Origin of the sequence: Salsipaludibacter albus, assembly GCF_019798055.1 — a bacterium.
GTDB lineage: Bacteria > Actinomycetota > Nitriliruptoria > Nitriliruptorales > Nitriliruptoraceae > Salsipaludibacter > Salsipaludibacter albus.
Window position 1 is genome coordinate 36,622 of the sequence record NZ_JAHOPH010000002.1, and the last position, 18,019, is coordinate 54,640.

Consider the following 18,019-nt stretch of genomic DNA (forward strand, 5'->3'; position numbering starts at 1 on the left):
AATCTCGGCAAGGCGCAGCGACCACTGACTCCGGGACACGTGTGCACCTGACGCGGGTGGGGCTGACGGACGTCCGCAGCTACGACCGGGCGGAGGTGCGTCTCGAGCCGGGCGTGACCCTGTTCCTGGGGGCCAACGCCCAGGGCAAGACCAACCTGGTCGAGGCCGTGCTGCGGGCGGCGATCGGCAGCAGCCACCGGGTGAGCGGTGACCAGGCACTGGTGCGCCGGGACCACGACCTGGGCGTGATCCGGCTGGAGGCGCGGACGGACAACGGGCGACGCAGGACCCTCGACGTCGAGATCGGGTCCGGCCGTCGGACCCGCACCCGCGTCGACGGCAACGACGTCACCCGTGCGGCCGATGCCGCCGGGGTCGTGAAGGTCGTGATGTTCGCCCCCGAGGACGTGGCCGTCATCCGGGGCGACCCGGGCGAGCGACGCCGGTTCCTCGACGACCTGCTCGGCCAGCGGCGACCGGCGTACGTGTCGACCCGCAGCGACTACGACCGCGTGCTGCGCCAGCGCAACCAGCTGCTCAAGCAGGCTCGCGGCCTGTCCGGCTCGTCGGCCGAGGCCGCGGTCGCGACGCTGGAGTCCTGGACCCGCCAGCTGGTCCACCACGGTGCGACGCTGATGGCGGCACGGCTGGCAGCCGTCCACGCACTGTCCGGCATCGTCCGCGACACCTACCACGACGTCGCGGACCGTCCCGAGCCCGTGACGATGGCCTACGAGTCGTCGACCGGGCGGACGGTGCAGGCCGATCCGGGGGCCGGTGTCCCGGACCCCGCGCCGCTCGCGGAGGAGTTGCGGGCCGCACTGGCCGAGGTCGCGGACGAGGAGCGCCGGCGGGGAATCACCCTGGTCGGCCCCCACCGGGACGATCTCGTGCTTGCGATCGACGACCTCCCGGCACGCACGCACGCGAGCCAGGGGGAGGCCTGGTCCCTGGCGCTGGCCCTGCGGGTGGCCACCCACGACGTCCTGGCCGAGGTGGGGGACCGGCCGCTGGTGATCCTGGACGACGTCTTCGCCGAGCTCGACCTGACCCGTCGTCGTCGTCTCGCCGATCGCTGCGACCACTGGGACCAGGTCCTGGTGACGGCCGCGGTCGAGTCCGACGTCCCGCTGCGTGCGGCCCACGTCGTCGAGGTGACCATGCGGGACCGGGTGTCCTCGCTGTCGCCACGTGGCGAGGTCGCGGAGGAGTCGGCATGAGCGGGTCGGGCGGCGAGCGACCACCCGACGGACCGGGTCGGGACGAGGATCCCACCGGCGGTGCAGGCGATCCTCCTGGCCGGCGGTCGCGTCGACCCGACCTCGACGACGCCCGCAAGGCCATTCGCCGGGACCTGGACGCATCGGTCTACGCCCGCCGTCGTCGTCGCCAGGATGCACGCCGCGACGCCCTGGAGCGTGAGCAGTTCGACCCGTCGCCGCCGACCGACGACGACTGGACCGTCCCCGACCGCGACGGGCTGCGTCGGCTGCCGGCCGCGCCCGAGCCGCTCGGTGACCTGCTCGGCGACCTGATGGAGTCGCGCGGGTGGTCGGCCCGGTTGCGTGCCTCGACCCTGTTCGCCCGGTGGGAGGAGGTCGTGGGCGCCGACGTGGCACGCAACTGCGAACCGGTTCGGCTGGTGGGGGGCGTCCTGGTCGTCACCGCGACCTCGCCGTCCTGGGCGACCCAGCTGCGCTACCTCGCCGGCGATCTCCAGCTGGCGGTCAACCGGGCACTGGGTGAGCCGGTGGTCGAGCGCGTCGAGGTCCGGGTCAGCCGCTGACGTCGGTCGGCCCGGCTGCCGGGTCATCGATCGTCGGGGCCGGGGAATCTAGTTGCAGCCCGATCTCGGTGGCCTTGACGGCGAGCCAGACGGGCGTGCCGACGGCCAGCCCGAGCGCCCCGGTGGACTCGCGGGTGACCTCGACCGTCAAGGGCAGGGGCTGGCCGCTGCGGAGCCGCACGCGGTCGCCCAGGCGCTCGAGTCGATCCACCGTGGTGTGCCAGGTGTTGCGCTGGCTGCCCTCCGGCTGCTCCCGGTGCACGCTGACCGCCGTGGGGCGGAGCGTGAGCAGGACCGGGCCGGTCACGTCGTGGTCGGCCACGTGGAGCTCGCGGTCCCCGTGGGGTGGTGTCACCCGGACGATCCCGTCCCGGGCCTCGCCGACCAGCAGGTTCGCCCCGGCGAGGTCGGCCACGTAGGGCGTGCGCGGCCGCAGCCGGACCTCGTCGGGGCTGCCGACCTGGGTGATCCTGCCGTGCTCGAGGACGTGGACCTCGTCGGCGAGGAGGAACGCCTCGGTGGGGTCATGGGTGATCAGGAGTCGCGGGCCCGCGAAGTCGGCGAGGTGGGTCGCGAGGGTGCGGCGCAGCGACACGCGGGTGGTGACGTCCAGTGCCGACAGCGGTTCGTCGAGCAGGAGCAGGTCGGGCTCGGTCACCAGCGCCCGGGCCAGCGCGACGCGCTGGGCCTGGCCGCCGGACAGCTGGTCGGGGCGGTGGTGGGCGAACGCCGCGAGTCCGAGCAGCTCGAGCCAGTGGTCGGCGCGCTCGCGTGCCTCCCGTCGCGGGACGCCACGGCTGCGGGGCCCGAAGGCCACGTTGTCACGGACGTCGAGGTGGCCGAACAGCAGGTGGTCCTGGAACACCACGCCGACGTGGCGGGACGCGGCCGGCACGAACGTGTCGGTGGTGGGGTCGTCGAGGACCCGACCAGCCAGGCCGACGTGGCCGTCGTCGAGGGCGAGCAGGCCGGCCAGCAGCCCGACGACCGTGGACTTGCCGGCGCCGTTGGGTCCGAGCAGGGCGGCGGTCCTGCCGGCCGGGATGGCCAGGCGCGCCCGGAGCCGGAACCCGTCGTCGCGGGTGAGGTCGAGCGAGGCGTCCAGCCCGCTCGCCCGGTCTGCACGTTCGTGGGGGGCCGGCGGCGTCACGACGTCGGCCACCAGCGACCGCGCAGCCCGACCAGGACGGCCAGGGACACCGCGACCATCACGAGGCTGATCGCGACCGCGGTGTCGCGCTGGCTCTCGAGGGCGACGAAGACGGCCAGGGGGAGGGTCTGGGTGCGTCCCTGGAGGTTGCCGGCGAAGGTGACGGTGGCCCCGAACTCGCCGAACGCCCGGGCCCAGGTCAGGACCAGCCCCGAGACCAGCGACGGGGCGATCACCGGGAGCGTGACCCGGCGGAGCACCGTCCAGCGGGACGCGCCGAGGGTCGCGGCGGCATCCTCCTGGCGTCGGTCCATCGTGCGAAGGGCCCCCTCGACGGTGATCACCAGGAACGGCATCGCCACGAACGTGCACGCCAGCACCACGCCGGCGGTCGAGAAGGGCAGGACGAGCCCGGTCATGCGCTCGAGCGGACCTCCGACCAGGCCGCGACGGCCGACCGCGAACAGCAGGGCGGCGCCGCCGACGACCGGGGGCAGCACGAGCGGGAGGGTGACCAGCCCCCGCACCAGCGACCGTCCGGGGAACTCCACCCGTGCCAGGACCCAGGCCAGCGGCACGCCCAGGAGCAGGGAGACGACCGTCGCCCCGAGCGACGACACCAGCGACAGGCGGAGGGCGTCGGTGACGACCGCACCGGTCACCAGGTCGAGCAGGTCCGCCCACGGGGTCCGTGCCAGCAGGCCCACCAGCGGCACCACGAACAGGGCCAGGCCGATGGCCGCCGGCAGGAGGAGTCCGATCGGGGGTCGCGGGGAGGCGCGGCGCGAGGTCGGGTTCGTCATGGTGGTCCGAATCCGGCGGACGACAGCAGGTCGCGTCCCCGGTCGGACACGACGAAGTCGACGAACGCGCTGGCACCGGTCGGGTTCGGCGCGTCCGCCAGGGTCGCGACGGGATAGGTCGCGACGACGTCGACTCCGTCGGGGAGGTCGATCGCCTCGACCGACCCGCTGCTCGACGCGACGTCGGTGACGTAGGTGATGCCGGCATCCAGCTCGCCGGCCGCGATCTTGGTGAGCAGGGCGCGGACGTCCGGTTCCTCGGTGTCCACGGCCGCGACCACCCCGGCCATGTCCAGGGCCCGCCGGGCGAACATGCCGCAGGGCACGGTGGGTGCGCACAGGCCGACCAGCAGGTCGTCGTCCGCGAGGTCGTCCAGGCCGGTGAGCGCCCCCGGGTTGCCCGTGGGCACCGCGATCACGAGGCCGTTGGTGGCGAAGGTCGTGGGGCCGTCCGCCAGTCCGGCGTCGACCACCTCGGCCATCGTGTCGGGATCGGCCGAGGCGAACACGTCGGCGGGCGCGCCCTCCAGCAACTGCTCGCGCAGGGCCGAGCTGCCACCGAGGTTCAGGACCACGTCCACGTCGGGATGGGCGTCCTCGAAGGCGTCCTCGATCGCCCCGAACGCGTCGGTCAGTGATGCTGCTGCCGACACCAGGACCTCCCCGCGGGGCGTCCTGTCGCCCCGGGTGTTCTCGGCCGTGGGCGTGGCCGACGTGGTGTCGCCGCAGGCCGTCAGCACCAGCGCACCGACGAGGACGGCCACGACCAGGGGACGTGGCACGGATCGGGCCGGTCCACCCGGGCGGTGATCGACGTGGCGGTCCCCGGTCACTCGGGCAGTCCCACGACCACGTTGGTTGCCTTGATCGTCGCGATGACCTCGGTTCCGGGGGCGAGGTCGAGCTCGCGGATGCTCTCGGCGGTGGTCAGTGCGAGGAGTCGGTGCGGGCCGGCCTGCATCTCCACCGTGCCGGCCGCGGTGCCCTCGACGACGGCGGTGACCACCGCGGGCAGCTGGTTGCGGGCCGACGTGGCCTGGACCACGGGGGGCTCGGGGCGTCGCGCCGTCAGCAGGCGGCGGACCTCTGCCAGCGGCACCAGGCGCTGGTTGCCACTGGACCGGGTGACGGTCAGCTCGCCGTCGTCGGCCCAGCGCCGGAGGGTGTCGACCGACACGTCCAGCAGGCCTGCGGCCTGGCCGATGCGCAGGTGGTCGTCCATCCTGAACCTTGGAACGATGTCGATTTGCTTCGATACTACCTAGGTATGATGGATCGACAGGTCGATTCCCGCAGGATCACGCATCGACGACCTACCGTGTGGTCGCCCCGACGGTGGATCACGAGGCCCGCCATGCCAGAACTTCCCGACATCGAGGACTACCGCGCGGCACTGCGTGCGCGCATGGTCGGCAACGTGCTGGCCAACGCCCGGATCCGGGCGTTCACGCTCCTGAGCACCTTCGACCCCCCGGTGGACGCGCTGCACGGACAGGTCGTGACCGACGTGCGTCGGCTCGGCAAGCGGATCGTGTTCGTGTTCGGACAGGTCGACCCCCAGCCGCTGTTCGGGGTGCTCCACCTGATGGTCGCGGGCCGGCTGCGGTGGGAGGAGTTCGGTGCCAAGGTCCCGGGCCGGATCGGGCTGGCGGCCTTCGACGTCGAGACGCCGGGGGGCGAGCCGGTCGGGGCCCTGGTGCTGACCGAGGCGGGGACGAAGAAGCGGGCGCGGCTGGCCGTGGTGCGCGAGGAGGGCCTGGCCGACCACGACCGCGGGGGACTGGAGCCGCTCGAGACCGATCGCGCCGGGTTCGTCGCCGCAGTGACCGCCACGAACCGGACGCTGAAGCGGGGCCTGACCGACCCGCGCGTCCTGTCGGGGATCGGCAACGCCTACTCCGACGAGATCCTGCACGCCGCCGGGTTGTCGCCGGTGGCGCGCACCCAGCAGCTCGACGAGGACGAGCTGACCCGGCTGTACGAGTCCACCGTCGAGGTGCTGACGACGTGGCAGCGGCGCCTGCGCGACGAGACCGGGGACGGCTTCCCCACGAAGGTCACCGCCTTCCGCGACGACTTCGCGGCCCACGGTCGCTTCGAGCAGCCCTGTCCGGTGTGCGGCACCCCGATCGCCCGGATCCGCTACGCCGACAACGAGACGAACTACTGCCCGCGGTGCCAGACCGAGGGCCGACTCCTGAAGGACCGGTCGCTGTCGCGCATCCTCAAGGACGACTGGCCCTCGACGATCGACGAGGCCGAGGCCGACTGACACCGCAGGTCCCGTGGCGTTCGTTGCCGGGATGTGCGGTCCCGAACGCCATCGCGTGGCGGGGTTCGGCGTGCTGCAGTCGGTGGCGTGACCCGTCCTGCCCGGTGGGCCTATCGTGGGACTTCGTCGCTGAGGAGGACGGGATGGCACGGGTCGCGGTGGTCACGGGAGCGTCGAGCGGCATCGGCGAGGCCACGGCCCGGCGCCTGGCCGCCGACGGCTGGGACCTGGTGCTGGTGGCCCGCCGGCGGGACCGGCTGGAGGCGCTGGCCACCGAGCTGGGTGGTGCCACCGTGGTCGCGGTGGACCTGACCGACCCAGAGGCACCGGCCAGGGTGCGCTCGGCGGTCGAGGTGCGCCACGACGGTGTCGTGGACCTTCTGGTCAACAACGCCGGTGCGAGGTTCCCGGGCACGTTCGCCGACACCGGCCCCGAGGGGATCCGCCAGCACCTGGCGCTCAACCTCGACGCAGTCGTGGCGATGGTGGCGGCGCTCCTGCCGGCACTGCGTCGCAGCGGGGGCGCGATCGTGACGGTCGCGTCGGTCTCCAGCTTCATCTCCCGCGCGGGTGCGATCGGCTACTCCACGGCCAAGGCCGCCGTTCGTGCCTTCTCGGACGGGCTCGCGCTCGAGGAGACCGACGTGCACGTCGGCCTGGTGGTGCCCGGGTTCGTCGCGACCGAGGGGTTCCCCCAGACCGAGCTGGTGGAGAACCCGCGCACGCGCTGGGCCGTGTCGACGCCGGACGCCGTCGCCGAGGCGGTCCTGCAGGCCGGGCCCGGCGGGGCCGGGCAGGTGCACGTGCCCCGTGCCTGGGCGATCGCGACGGCGACGAGGTCGATCGCCCCGCGGTTGATCCCGGCCGTGGTCCGGATGCTGGGCGCCAACGTCAACCCCGAGGTCCGGTCGGTCGCCGACCGTGAGGTGGACGCGCCCGAACGGACCTGAGTCAGTCCTCGGGCCCGTGGTAGCGCGGGCAGTCGTCGTCCTCGGAGGGGGAGGCCTCGTCGCCCTCTGCCTGCTGGCAGGCGCGCCCGGCGTCCGGGTCGTCGTCGCGGGAGCTCGAGGCCGCGGCCGGGCCGTCGTCGCAGCCCCGGTCCTCGTCCTTGGGTCCGGCGTGGTCGGGTGGTCCGGCGTGGTCCGGCGGTCCGGGTCCGTCGCGGTCCTTGTCCTTGGGCCCGGCATGCTCCGGTGGCCCCGCGTGGTCCGGCGGCCCGCAGCGTTCGCCCGCCTCGCCCGCCTCGTCGTCGCAGCCCCGGTCCTTGTCCTTGGGTCCCGCGTGGTCGGGTGGGCCGGCGTGGTCGGGCGGCCCGGGTCCGTCGCGGTCCTTGTCCTTGGGCCCGGCATGCTCCGGTGGCCCCGCGTGGTCCGGCGGCCCGCAGCGTTGGCCCGTGGCGTCGTCGCCCTCATCGGTCCCCGCCCGGGAATCCTCGCCCTGGTCCCCGGCGTCCTCGTCGTCGCAGTCACGGTCCTTGTCCTTGGGACCGGCGTGGTCGGGTGGTCCGGGTCCGTCGCGGTCCTCGTCCTTCGGTCCGGCATGCGGCGGCGGTCCACAGGGCTCCTCGCGCGGGCTCGCGTCGTCCGTGGACTCGTCGGACGTCGCGGCGCTGGCCGTCGGGGCAGGGGTCGTCGTGGGACCCACGGTGGGGGAGGGCGTGACGTCGGTGTCGGCGCTGGCGGACGGCGTCGGCACGGGTGGCGTCGGGTCGCCCTCCTGGGCGCTGGCGATCCCCGCGAGCACGACGACGGCGGCCACGCCCGTGGCCGCGGCGACGCGAGCGGTCGACCAGGCCATGGATCCCCCGGGTGGTCTTGACCGGTGCCGGTTGCACCGCTGACGACCCTACCCCAGCCCGGGTGGCCTCCGGCAGGGACCGGCGTCCCGCCGCGACCCCCCGGCGAGGGCCGCCTACTGCGCGGTGTAGCCGCCGTCGACCAGGTGGTAGGACCCGGTCACGAACGATGCCGCGTCGGAGGCGAGGAACGCGACGAACTGGGCGACCTCGTCGGCCTCGCCCAGCCGACCGATCGGGTGCATGCCCGCGAGCTGGTCCAGCACCTCCTGCTCGAGGTTGGCCTCCAGCAGGGGCGTGTTGATGAACGCCGGGCCGATCGAGTTGACCCGGATCCCGTCGGCCGCGTGCTCGAGGGCCGCCGACTTGGTCAGGCCGACCACGCCGTGCTTGGCCGCCACGTAGGCGGGAGAGGTGGCGAACGCGACCGAACCCAGGATGGAGGCGATGTTGACGATGCTGCCCCCGCCGCGCTCCCGCATCGCGGGGATCTCGTGGCGCATCCCCAGGAACACCCCGGTGAGGTTGACGTCGATCACCTGCTGCCAGCTGTCGATCGGGTACTCGCCGGTCGGCGCCTGGGCGCCACCGATCCCGGCGTTGTTGACCGCGATGTCGAGGCCACCGAACGCGTCGACGGCTGCGGCGACCATCGCCTCGTTGGCCTCGGGCGACGACACGTCGGCGGCGAAGAAGCGTGCGGCGTCGCCCAGGTCGTCGGCGACCCGGGACCCGCCGTCCTCGTCCAGGTCGACCACCAGCACCTGTGCACCGCCCTCGGCCAGGCGTCGCGCGCACGCCTCCCCGATGCCACTGCCGGCGCCCGTCACCAGGGCGACCTTGCCGTCGAAGTCGAGGTGGTGCGTCATCGTGGACCTCCTGGTCGTCGTGGGGCCGGTCCCGACCCTGCCCCGACCGTAGGACCCCCACGCATGCCCCGACCCGTCTGGACGACCGTCCCCCACCGGGCCGAACGTCCCGATCCACGCGTCGGCGGCGACGTCACCTCACGACACCCAGATCGTCTTGGCGTTGGTGAACGCCTTGGCGCCGTACTCGCCCAGTTCGCGGCCGTAGCCGGAGTCCTTGACACCACCGAAGGGGACCCGGGGGTCGGACTTCACGAGCTCGTTGACGAACACGGCTCCCGACTCGACCTGCGCGGCCACCTCCTGGGCGTGCTCGACGTCGGTGCTGAAGATGGCGGCGCCCAGGCCGAAGCGCGAGGCGTTCGCCAGGGCGACCGCGTCCTGTTCATCGGCCGCCGGGAGGACCGCGGCGAGCGGGCCGAACGTCTCCTCCCAGCCGGCGGCGTGGCGCATGTCGACGTCGGTCAGCAGCGTGACGTCGTGGAACCAGCCGGGCCGGTCCTGCACCTCGCCACCCAGGACGAGTCGCGCCCCGTCGTCGACCGAGCGTCGGACCTGGTCCTGGAGGTCGTCGCGCAGGTCCTCGCGGGCGAGCGGCCCGACGTCGGTGTCGTCCTCCATCGGGTCGCCCACCGTCGCCTCGGCCAACTGTGCCCGGAACGCCTCGGTGAACGGCTCCAGGGCGTCCCCGACCACGATGAAGCGCTTCGCGGCGATGCACGACTGGCCGTTGTTGATCAGCCGCGAGCTCGCGGCGACCTCGGCGGCGTGGTCGATGTCGGCGTCGGGCAGGACGATGAACGGGTCGGACCCACCGAGTTCCAGCACGGTCGGCGTGAGGTGGGCCCCGGCCTGCTCGGCGACGGCCCGCCCGGCCGGCTCGGACCCGGTCAGGGTGACGCCGCGGATCCGCTGGTCGGCGATGATGTCGTCGATGGGGTCCGACCCGATCAGCAGCGTGGTGAACACGCCGTCGGGCGCACCGGCCGCGGTCAGCACCTCCTCGATCGCCATGGCGCAGCCCGGCACGTTGGAGGCGTGCTTGAGCAGCATCGTGTTGCCGGCCGCCAGCGCCGGGGCGAGCGCGCGGAAGGCCTGCCAGAACGGGAAGTTCCACGGCATGATCGCCAGGATCGGCCCCAGCGGGTCGAACCGGACGTAGCTGCGGGCGGCGTCGGTCTCGATGACGTCGTGGGCCAGGTAGCCCGCGGCGTGCTCGGCGTAGTGGCGACAGGCCCAGGCACACTTGTCGACCTCGGAGCCGGCCGCCGCCAGGGTCTTGCCCATCTCGGTGACCATCAGCTCGGCGAGCTCGTCGCGCCGCCGGTCCAGCTCGTCGGCCGCGGCAGCGAGCACCTCGGTGCGACGCGCCAGGCCCGCCGAACGCCAGTCCCCGAAGGCGTCCCAACTGCGCGCCAGTGCCGTCGTGACCTGGTCGGCGTCGTGGGTCTCCCAGGTCGCGACCTGCTGGCCGGTCGTGGGGTTGATGGTCGTGAGCATCGTGTGGCCTCCAGTGGGGCAGCCGTCGTTTCGACCGTAACCCGCCGGTCGTGGCGGAGGCCGGCCGATCCACCACCCCCGACCCCCGCACGTCGAGTGTGCGGCCCGGGGCCACCGGCGGCCTCGATCCGCACACTCGACGAGCAGCGGGGGCGGGCAGGTCGTGGTGGCTAGGGTGTGGTCCGGTGCCTGCCGAGGTGGCAGGACGGTTCGCACGAAGGATCCTCGATGTCGGCAGTCTCGTCCGTCGCTCCCGCACGACCACTCGCACTGGCGATCACGCCCGATCGCACCTGGGTCAAGGTCGCCCTGGTCGTCGGTGGAGCCGTCGTCACGGCGCTGACCGCCCAGTGGGAGATCCCGCTGTGGCCGGTGCCGATCAGCGCCCAGACCCTGTCGGTCCTGGTCGTGGGCGCGAGCCTGGGCGCGACCCTGGGGGGCCTGTCGATGCTGACCTACCTCGGGATGGGTGCCGTCGGGCTGCCGGTGTTCTCCGGTGGCGCGGGCGGCGCCGACCACCTGGTGGGTCCCACCATCGGCTACCTGGTCGGGTTCGTCCTGGCCGCCGCCCTGATGGGCTGGATGGCCGAGCGAGGCGGGGATCGCACCGCCCGCAAGGCTGCCGTGACCTTCGGCATCGGCACGGTGGTGATCCTGGCCCTGGGGGTCGTCGGGCTGATGGTCACCCTCGGCTACGACCTGCCGGAGGCGATGGCGGTCGGCGTCTACCCGTTCCTGCCGGGAGCGGTCCTGAAGGGCGCGATGGCCACCCTGCTGATCCCGATGGCGTGGCGCTGGTCCGAGCGTCGTGGCCTGACCGACTGAGCCGATCCGGCCGGGTCGTCACGCCGTCGCCGGGTGCACGTCCCGGCGGTCGACGGTCAGGGCCTCGAGGCGTTCGGGCAGGGGCTCGACACCCAGGCCGGGGCCGGCCGGCACGCGGATGTGGCCGTCCTCCAGGACGAAGGGCTCGGTGACGTCCTCGCGGTAGAACCGTGACGACGCGGAGACGTCGCCGGGCAGCGTGAACCCGTCCATCGCGGCCAGGGCGGCGTTGGCGGCCCGGCCCAGCCCGGTCTCGAGCATCCCGCCGACCCAGGCGACCACCCCACGCTCACGGCACCGGTCGTGGATCGCCCTGGCCTGCAGGTAGCCCCCGACCCGGCCCGGCTTGACGTTGATGATGCTGGCGGCACCCATGTCCAGGGCGGCGTCGGTGTCGGCCACCGACTCGATCGACTCGTCGAGGCAGATCGGGGTGGCCAACCGTGGGGCCAGCAGGGAGTGTTGCCACAGGTCGTCGTTGGCCAGTGGCTGCTCGACCAGCAGCAGGTCGAATTCGTCCAGCTCGGCGAGGTGGTCGGCGTCGGCCAGCGTGTAGGCCGCGTTGGCGTCGACCTGCAGGGGCACGTCGCCGTACGCCTCCCGGACCGCGCGGACCAGTTCGACGTCGTGGCCCGGCTTGATCTTGAGCTTGATCCGGACGTAGCCCTGGTCGAGGTAGTCGCCGACGGTGTCGACCATGTCACCGATCGTGTCGTGCAGCCCGACCGAGACGCCCGACGGGACCCGGTCCCGGGTCGCGCCCAGTGCCCGGGCGAGGGACTGGTCGCGGGCACGCAGCTCCGCGTCGAGCAGGGCCATCTCCAGGGCGGCCTTGGCCATGTGGTGGCCGACGATGGGGCGCAGGACCGCGTGGACGGCGTCGGCGGACAAAGCCTCGTCGCCGGCGGCGACCACCATCGGCACCAGGTACGTCGCCAGCACGTGGCTCGCCCCGGCGACGGTCTCGGACGAGTACAGCGGGTGCTCGCCGGCCACGCACTCGCCCCACCCGACGACGTCGACCGGCTGGCCGCCGGGCCCCGCGGCGGTGGCCTCGACCCGCACCAGCAGGGCGAGCCGGGTCTCCTGGGTGCCGAACGAGGTGGTGAACGGGGCCACCAGGGGGAGCCGGAGCCGGACGAGCTCGACACGGTGCAGCTGCATGGGTCCCTCGGGGTCGATGGGTCAGGCGGGGTCGGACGGCGACGCGGTCACGGGGTCACCCGGGACCAACAGGTAGTGCCGGTCACGCGTGAAGCCCGCCAAGCGCCAGCCGCCGGGTCGGTCCGGGCCACCCAGGCGGTCGGCCATGGCGTCGCGGACGGCGTGGCGCCAGCGTGCCGCGAGGTCCGGGTCACGGCGGCGGAGGTCCTCGACGTCGGCGGGCAGTGCCACGGCCACCACGTCGTCGGGTCCCGGGGTGGCCCCGGTCGACCGCGGCCGGTCCCCGTCGTCGTGGAGCACGACGACCGGCTCGGCGTCGGCGGTCGCCGGGACGGCAGGCGCGGGCTCGAACTCGTCGGACCACGTCGAGACGTCCCATGCCACGTGGAGCCGGTCGCTGCCCTGGCCCCGGTTGACCGCGTCGGGCATGTCGCCGTAGAAGTCGACCAGGTACTCGGTCACGGTGACCCCGAGCCGGGAGAGGTTGAACCACGCGTTGCGCGCCACCAACGGGTCGTAGGTCCACGTGACCACGTCGATGCCGTGGTCGGTGCACCACCTGGCCTGGTGGGCCTTCAGCGCCCGGCCGACCCCGTGACCGGCCGCGTCGGCGAGCACGCCGGTGATGTGGGAGTGCAGGACCGGCGATCCCGGGTGCGCCAGGAAGCCCATGCTGGCGCCCACCAGCCGGTCGCCGAGCCACGCGCCCGCCGCGTAGTTGCCGGCATGGACGTTGGCGCGCAGCAACGAGGCCTGCACCGGCCACGCCGTGCCTCCCCAGACGGTCCGCCACAGGTCGGCGGCCGCGTACAGGTCGTCCATGTCGTGGACGAGGTCGATCCGCGGCTCGGTCACGGTCACGACAGCAGTTCCTCCAGCAGCCCGGTCAGCAGCCGTCGGCGGGGGACCAGCGAGTCGACCAGCACGTGTTCGTCGCGGGCGTGGGCACCGGCACCGGCGGGTCCCAGCCCGTCCAGGGTGGGTACGCCGATCCCCGCGGTGAAGTTGCCGTCGGACGCGCCGCCGACCGCCCGGGTCGGCAGTGGCCCGATCCCGAGACGCTCGGCCACGCCGACCGCCAGGGAGGCCAGCCCTGCTCCCGTCGTGGGAGCCATCGGTGGTCGGTTCGCGCCGCCGGCCACCTCCAGCCGGGCGCCGTCCAGGACCGGAGTCAGGGCGTGCATGGCGGCGTCGACCCGGGCCTGCTCGGCGTCGGTGGCGACCCGGACGTCGACCTGCACGGTCGCCCGGTCGGGCACGGTGTTGACGGTCGTGCCGGCCGTGGCCAGGGTCGGGGTCACGGTCGTGCCCGACTCCGGGTCGTCGAGTGCGTCGATGCGGGGGACCTGGTGGGCCAGCTCCACCAGGGCATTGACCCCCTGCTCGGGGTCGAGGCCGGCGTGTGCGGCGTGGCCGTGGGCCGTGACGGTGTAGAGCGACACGCCCTTGCGGGCGACCTTGACCGCACCGTCGGCCATGCCGGGCTCGCACACCAGCACCGCCTCGTGGTCGGCCGCCTCGGACTCGATCAGGTCCCGTGACGTCGTGGAGCCGACCTCCTCGTCGCCGGTCACCAGGAGCGTCACCCCGTCGACGGCCGCCGGGTCGTCGCGTGCCAGGTCCGCGATGGCATGGATGGCCAGCACGATGCCGGCCTTCATGTCGAAGCAGCCCGGACCGCGCATGACGCCGTCGGTGACGGCGAACGGCATCTCCGCGAGCGTGCCCAGCGGCCACACGGTGTCGTGGTGGCCCAGCAGCAGGACACGCCGGGGTCCGGTGCCCAGTCGCCAGCGCAGGTGCGGGACGCCGTCGTCGACCAGCACCTCGGCGGGGGTCCCCAGCCGCTCCTCGCCCAGCCCTGCCAGCGTGGACGCGCTGTGCTCCAGGGCGCTGGGGTCCGACGACGGCGACTCGACACGCACCAGCGTCGCGATGTCGTCGACGAGCGCGGACAGGGCCGGCTCGGTGACTGCGGATGACATGGTCTGGCGTCCTGGGTCGAGTGGTCGCGGCCGGGAGCCCGGGATGGTCCCGGACAGCCAGCACCCTACCGGTGGGCCGGTCTCGTCCCGTGGTCGTGGTGGGTCCGGAGGGGCCCGCTGACCGCCGTCCCGGGGACGGGCTGGATGCCGGTCCCGGGCAGCCCGGTCGAGTACCCTGTGGAACGTGCAACGGTGCGTGTTCCGGCGGTCCTGCGGAGCGTCTCTGTGGCCCTCGGACCCCCGTCCGACGACCCGGCGTCCGCAACGTCGCGGGGGTGTCGACCCGCGGTCCCCGGGACGCCGCGTCCCGGTGGCAGCGTGTGGCCATGAACGAGCTCCGCGGAGTCGTCGCAGACGGGTCCTCGGCTGACCACGAAGCGCCCGCGACCTCGCCACCCGTCCCGGATGCACCCACGCACCCACGCACCCACGCACGCGACCGTCACCACCCGCCCGTCGAAAGCCATGAAGTGGAAGCCGTCGAGCCCGCTGCCCGCCAGGACTACAGCGCGAAGAACATCACCGTGCTCGAAGGCCTGGAAGCCGTGCGCAAGCGGCCCGGCATGTACATCGGCTCGACCGGGCCACGTGGCCTGCACCACCTCATCTGGGAGGTCGTCGACAACTCGGTCGACGAGGCCCTGGCCGGTCGCTGTGACCACATCGAGGTCACGCTGACCGCCGACGGCGGGGTCCGCGTCGTCGACGACGGCTCCGGCATCCCGGTCGACATGCACGCCAAGCAGAACCGGCCGGCCCTGGAGGTCGTGCTGACGGTGCTGCACGCCGGCGGCAAGTTCGACTCCCAGGCCTACGCCGTCTCCGGTGGGCTGCACGGCGTGGGCGTGTCGGTCGTCAACGCCCTGTCCGAGAAGCTGGTCGCCCGGATCCGTCGCGACGGTGCCATCTGGACCCAGACCTACGTCCGCGGGATGCCCCAGGGCCCGATCGAGCGGGTCGGTGACGCCGACGACACCGGCACCGAGATCACCTTCTGGCCCGACCACGAGATCTTCGACACGACCGAGTACACGGTCGACACGATCATCCGGCGGCTGCGGGACACGGCCTTCCTGACCGCCGGCCTGCGGCTGTCGCTGGACGACGAGCGCACCGACGGGGGCCTGCAGGTCGAGGACGCCGACGAGGCGACCCGGCACTGGGACTTCCACGCCCCCAACGGGCTGGCCGACTTCGTCGACCACATCCGCACGACCCGCAACAAGGACGGCCTGCACGAGCCGATCCACTTCGAGACCGAGGAGAACGGGGCGGACGGCCCGCAGTCGGTCGAGGTGTCGCTGCAGTGGATCAACGACTTCACCGACTCGATCCTCAGCTTCACCAACACGATCAACACCCACGAGGGCGGGACCCACGAGGAGGGCTTCCGCACGGCCCTCACGTCGGCGATGAACCGCCACGCCAAGGACAAGAACCTGCTGCGCTCCAAGGAGGTCGACTCGCTCACGGGTGACGACCTGCGCTCGGGCCTGGTGGCGATCATCTCCGTGAAGGTGTCCGACCCGCAGTTCGAGGGCCAGACCAAGACCAAGCTCGGCAACACCGAGGTCAAGTCGTTCGTGCAGAAGGCCACCTACGAGCACCTGCAGCTGTGGCTGGGCGAGCACCCGACGGAGGCCAAGGCGATCATCTCCAAGGCCGAGGGCGAGGCCCAGGCCCGGATCGCGGCACGCAAGGCCCGTGACCTCACCCGGCGCAAGTCGCTGCTCGAGTCGACCTCGCTCCCCGGCAAGCTGGCCGACTGCCAGTCCCGCGACCCGGCCGAGTCCGAGCTGTTCATCGTCGAGGGGGACTCGGCCGGTGGCTCGGCCAAGATGGCCCGGGACCGTGGCTTCCAGGCCATCCTGCCGATCCGTGGCAAGATCATCAACGTCGAGAAGGCCCGGCTGCCCAAGGTGCTGGGCAACAACGAGGTCCAGGCGCTCATCACCGCGATGGGCACCGGCTTCGCCGACGACTTCGACGCCGGCAAGGCCCGCTACCACAAGCTGATCCTGATGGCCGACGCCGACGTCGACGGGGCCCACATCCGGACCCTGCTGCTGACGTTCCTGTTCCGGCACATGAAGCCGCTGATCGAGGCCGGCTACGTCTACCTCGCCCAGCCGCCGCTGTACCAGATCAAGCACTCGCGACGACGCAACTGGGTCGAGTACGCCTACACCGACCCGGAGCGCGACGCGATCTTCGCCGAGCTCCCCGAGGGTGGCAAGGTCGACGTGCAGCGCTTCAAGGGCCTGGGCGAGATGGACCCCGAGCAGCTGTGGGAGACCACGATGGACCCGGAGCGACGGATGCTGCGCCTGGTGACCCTGGACGACGCGTCGGCCGCCGACGAGATGTTCTCGATCCTGATGGGCGACGACGTCCCCAGCCGGCGCGACTTCATCCAGACCAACGCCCGGTACGCCACGGTCGACGTCTGACGTGGCGTCGTCGGCCCACGATCCGGGCGGTGCGCCCCCGTCGCGGGACGACTACGTCCACCACCGGGTGCTCGACACGCGGTGGCGTGACAACGACGTCTACGGCCACGTCAACAACGTCGTGTACTACTCGTGGTTCGACACGGTCGTCAACGACTGGATGATCGACCACGGCCTGGACATCCACGGCGACGTCGTGGGCTTCGTCGTCTCGTCGGGCTGTGACTACTACGCCCCCGTGGCGTTCCCGGACCCGGTCGAGCTGGGCCTGCGGGTGGGCCGACTGGGCCGGTCCTCGGTGGTGTGGGAGCTGGGCGTGTTCGCGGCTGACCGCATCGAGCCGGTTGCGACCGGTCGGTTCGTGCACGTGTTCGTCGACCGGTCCACCGGCAAGCCGGTCCCCGTCCCCCATCCGCTGCGGCCGGGCATCGAGGGGCTCGTCGCTGACTGAGCGACCGCCCCTGGAGCCGATCGGACCTCAGTCGGTCGCGTGGCCCGGGTCAAGCGCGGCCAGGACCATCGTCGCGGCCTCGACGAGCGCGCTCCGTTCCTGCACGACTCGCCCATCGCCCAGTTGCACGATCGGCCGCGTCAGCACGCCGAGGGTGGCGCTGGCCGCGACGTCGTCGTGGGACACCAGTCGGCGCCACCGGTGCTGGAGTTGCTCGACCCGTGGGCCGACGCCGGGTGCATGTCGGACGGCGAGGTCGAGGTTCGCGAGCCGGATCGGTCCCTGCCACCGCATCGCCGTGTCGAGGTAGGCCGTCAGGACGACCTCCGCGTCCGCTCGAGAGCGCTCGAGCAGGTCGACGAGTCGTTCGGCCTCGTCCAACCAGTCCTCGAGGTCCTGCGGCGTGCACTTGGCGTGGAGACGGTCGAGCTGCTCACCTGTTCGTACGGCACCGGCGTGGCCCAGGCGTACCTGGAGCGGCATCCCGGCCACGTGCGCCGGGCCGTCCTCGACGGACCGGTTGGGCTCGACGTACCGTGGTCGGACCGCACCCGGGCGGTGCGGAACGCGGTGAGGGAGTCGCTGGACGCGCTGGCCGACTCCTGCCGGGACGCCTGCGACCGGGAGCTCGCGGCGACGCTGGAATCCGGGTACGAGGCGGTTCGCTCGCGCCTGCTCGATGCTCCGGCGCGGGTGGGCAGCGGGGACCTGGTGCCCGGCAGGACGTGCGCGTGCTCGGATCGAGCGCGGACGTGGTCACGCCGGCCGCACTCGCGGACGCCTCCAAGACATTGCGGGCCATGGCCGACCGATGCACGGTGGGCAGGCCACGGCACACTGGCTTCAACGACTCCGATGTCGCCATCGTGGTCGAGGAGTTCTTGGTGGACGGTGTGCTCCCGACCCCGTCGTCGGCCTGTGTCCAACTGCAGCGGTCCGAGGACCCGGCTGCCTCGGGGAGCGGGTGAG

At 72.9% G+C, this 18,019-nt stretch carries 19 protein-coding genes and 1 pseudogene; 9 read left to right on the plus strand and 11 right to left on the minus strand.

Features of this window, described 5'->3' with window-relative positions; translation table 11 throughout:
• Positions 1–41: 41 nt before the first annotated feature.
• Together recF and KR546_RS01995 are read left to right on the plus strand one after the other, a co-directional pair.
• The gene (recF, locus tag KR546_RS01990; RefSeq protein WP_238443028.1) at positions 42–1,220 is read left to right on the plus strand and encodes a DNA replication/repair protein RecF; all 1,179 of its coding nucleotides are present in this window, start codon (positions 42–44) and stop codon (positions 1,218–1,220) included.
• Positions 1,217–1,786 (plus strand): DciA family protein, encoded by a 570-nt coding sequence (locus KR546_RS01995; RefSeq protein WP_238443029.1) that lies wholly within the window; start codon positions 1,217–1,219, stop codon positions 1,784–1,786. Before recF ends, KR546_RS01995 begins: the two co-directional genes overlap by 4 nt.
• Here the strand turns inward: KR546_RS01995 and KR546_RS02000 are convergent.
• The 4 genes from KR546_RS02000 to KR546_RS02015 are packed head-to-tail and all read right to left on the minus strand — an operon-like array spanning position 1,776 to position 4,961.
• Positions 1,776–2,948, minus strand: a complete 1,173-nt coding sequence (locus KR546_RS02000) for a sulfate/molybdate ABC transporter ATP-binding protein (protein WP_238443030.1) — start codon at positions 2,946–2,948, stop codon at positions 1,776–1,778. The genes KR546_RS01995 and KR546_RS02000 overlap by 11 nt on opposite strands.
• Positions 2,933–3,739 carry an ABC transporter permease gene (locus KR546_RS02005; RefSeq protein ID WP_238443031.1) on the minus strand — a complete coding sequence of 269 codons (807 nt, stop codon included), beginning with the start codon at positions 3,737–3,739 and terminating at the stop codon, positions 2,933–2,935. Before KR546_RS02005 ends, KR546_RS02000 begins: the two co-directional genes overlap by 16 nt.
• A complete protein-coding gene (gene modA, locus KR546_RS02010; protein WP_238443032.1) occupies positions 3,736–4,521 on the minus strand; it encodes a molybdate ABC transporter substrate-binding protein in 786 nt (261 codons plus the stop codon). The genes KR546_RS02005 and modA overlap by 4 nt, the downstream gene beginning before the upstream one ends.
• Before the next feature lie 47 nt (positions 4,522–4,568).
• Positions 4,569–4,961 carry a TOBE domain-containing protein gene (locus KR546_RS02015; RefSeq protein WP_238443033.1) on the minus strand — a complete coding sequence of 131 codons (393 nt, stop codon included), beginning with the start codon at positions 4,959–4,961 and terminating at the stop codon, positions 4,569–4,571.
• Between the two features lie 132 nt (positions 4,962–5,093).
• On the opposite strand from KR546_RS02015, the gene KR546_RS02020 reads away from it, so the two are divergent.
• Positions 5,094–6,011, plus strand: coding sequence for an Fpg/Nei family DNA glycosylase (locus KR546_RS02020; protein WP_238443034.1), 918 nt, complete (start codon positions 5,094–5,096; stop codon positions 6,009–6,011).
• Between the two features lie 143 nt (positions 6,012–6,154).
• Positions 6,155–6,961: an SDR family NAD(P)-dependent oxidoreductase gene (locus tag KR546_RS02025; RefSeq protein WP_238443035.1), complete on the plus strand. Its 807-nt coding sequence runs from the start codon at positions 6,155–6,157 to the stop codon at positions 6,959–6,961.
• A gap of 1 nt (position 6,962) precedes the next feature.
• On the opposite strand, the gene KR546_RS02030 is transcribed toward KR546_RS02025, so the two are convergent.
• From KR546_RS02030 to KR546_RS02040, 3 genes are all read right to left on the minus strand, one after another.
• A complete protein-coding gene (locus KR546_RS02030; protein WP_238443036.1) occupies positions 6,963–7,808 on the minus strand; it encodes a chromosomal replication initiator protein DnaA in 846 nt (281 codons plus the stop codon).
• A gap of 114 nt (positions 7,809–7,922) precedes the next feature.
• On the minus strand, positions 7,923–8,675 hold the full coding sequence (locus KR546_RS02035) for an SDR family NAD(P)-dependent oxidoreductase (protein ID WP_238443037.1): 753 nt from the start codon (positions 8,673–8,675) through the stop codon (positions 7,923–7,925).
• A 138-nt stretch (positions 8,676–8,813) separates the two neighbouring features.
• Positions 8,814–10,175 (minus strand): NAD-dependent succinate-semialdehyde dehydrogenase, encoded by a 1,362-nt coding sequence (locus KR546_RS02040; RefSeq protein WP_238443038.1) that lies wholly within the window; start codon positions 10,173–10,175, stop codon positions 8,814–8,816.
• Positions 10,176–10,403: 228 nt separating this feature from the next.
• Here KR546_RS02040 and KR546_RS02045 point away from each other — a divergent pair, with 228 nt between their 5' ends.
• Entirely contained in the window at positions 10,404–11,000 is a 597-nt protein-coding gene (locus KR546_RS02045; RefSeq protein ID WP_238443039.1) for a biotin transporter BioY, read from the plus strand.
• An 18-nt stretch (positions 11,001–11,018) separates the two neighbouring features.
• On the opposite strand, the gene menC is transcribed toward KR546_RS02045, so the two are convergent.
• From menC to KR546_RS02060, 3 genes are read right to left on the minus strand one after another with little or no spacing between them, the layout of a single operon-like run.
• Entirely contained in the window at positions 11,019–12,164 is a 1,146-nt protein-coding gene (gene menC, locus KR546_RS02050) for an o-succinylbenzoate synthase (RefSeq protein ID WP_238443040.1), read from the minus strand.
• Between the two features lie 21 nt (positions 12,165–12,185).
• Positions 12,186–13,025: a GNAT family N-acetyltransferase gene (locus KR546_RS02055; RefSeq protein WP_238443041.1), complete on the minus strand. Its 840-nt coding sequence runs from the start codon at positions 13,023–13,025 to the stop codon at positions 12,186–12,188.
• The gene (locus KR546_RS02060; protein WP_238443042.1) at positions 13,022–14,149 is read right to left on the minus strand and encodes a M20 family metallopeptidase; all 1,128 of its coding nucleotides are present in this window, start codon (positions 14,147–14,149) and stop codon (positions 13,022–13,024) included. The genes KR546_RS02055 and KR546_RS02060 overlap by 4 nt, the downstream gene beginning before the upstream one ends.
• Before the next feature lie 326 nt (positions 14,150–14,475).
• Here KR546_RS02060 and gyrB point away from each other — a divergent pair, with 326 nt between their 5' ends.
• Both gyrB and KR546_RS02070 read left to right on the plus strand, forming a co-directional pair.
• Positions 14,476–16,599, plus strand: a complete 2,124-nt coding sequence (gene gyrB, locus KR546_RS02065; RefSeq protein ID WP_238443043.1) for a DNA topoisomerase (ATP-hydrolyzing) subunit B — start codon at positions 14,476–14,478, stop codon at positions 16,597–16,599.
• Position 16,600: 1 nt separating this feature from the next.
• The gene (locus KR546_RS02070; RefSeq protein WP_238443044.1) at positions 16,601–17,050 is read left to right on the plus strand and encodes an acyl-CoA thioesterase; all 450 of its coding nucleotides are present in this window, start codon (positions 16,601–16,603) and stop codon (positions 17,048–17,050) included.
• 27 nt (positions 17,051–17,077) lie between these two features.
• Here KR546_RS02070 and KR546_RS02075 read toward each other — a convergent pair whose 3' ends face one another.
• Complete coding sequence (locus KR546_RS02075) at positions 17,078–17,533, minus strand: hypothetical protein (RefSeq protein WP_238443045.1); 456 nt, start codon at positions 17,531–17,533, stop codon at positions 17,078–17,080.
• Between KR546_RS02075 and KR546_RS19880 the strand changes: the two are divergent.
• Positions 17,480–17,599, plus strand: a pseudogene (locus KR546_RS19880) (hypothetical protein); the annotation flags it as partial. The gene KR546_RS02075 and the pseudogene KR546_RS19880 sit on opposite strands and share 54 nt — an antisense overlap.
• 182 nt (positions 17,600–17,781) lie before the next feature.
• Positions 17,782–18,018, plus strand: a complete 237-nt coding sequence (locus KR546_RS02085) for a hypothetical protein (RefSeq protein ID WP_238443046.1) — start codon at positions 17,782–17,784, stop codon at positions 18,016–18,018.
• Position 18,019 lies beyond the last annotated feature (1 nt).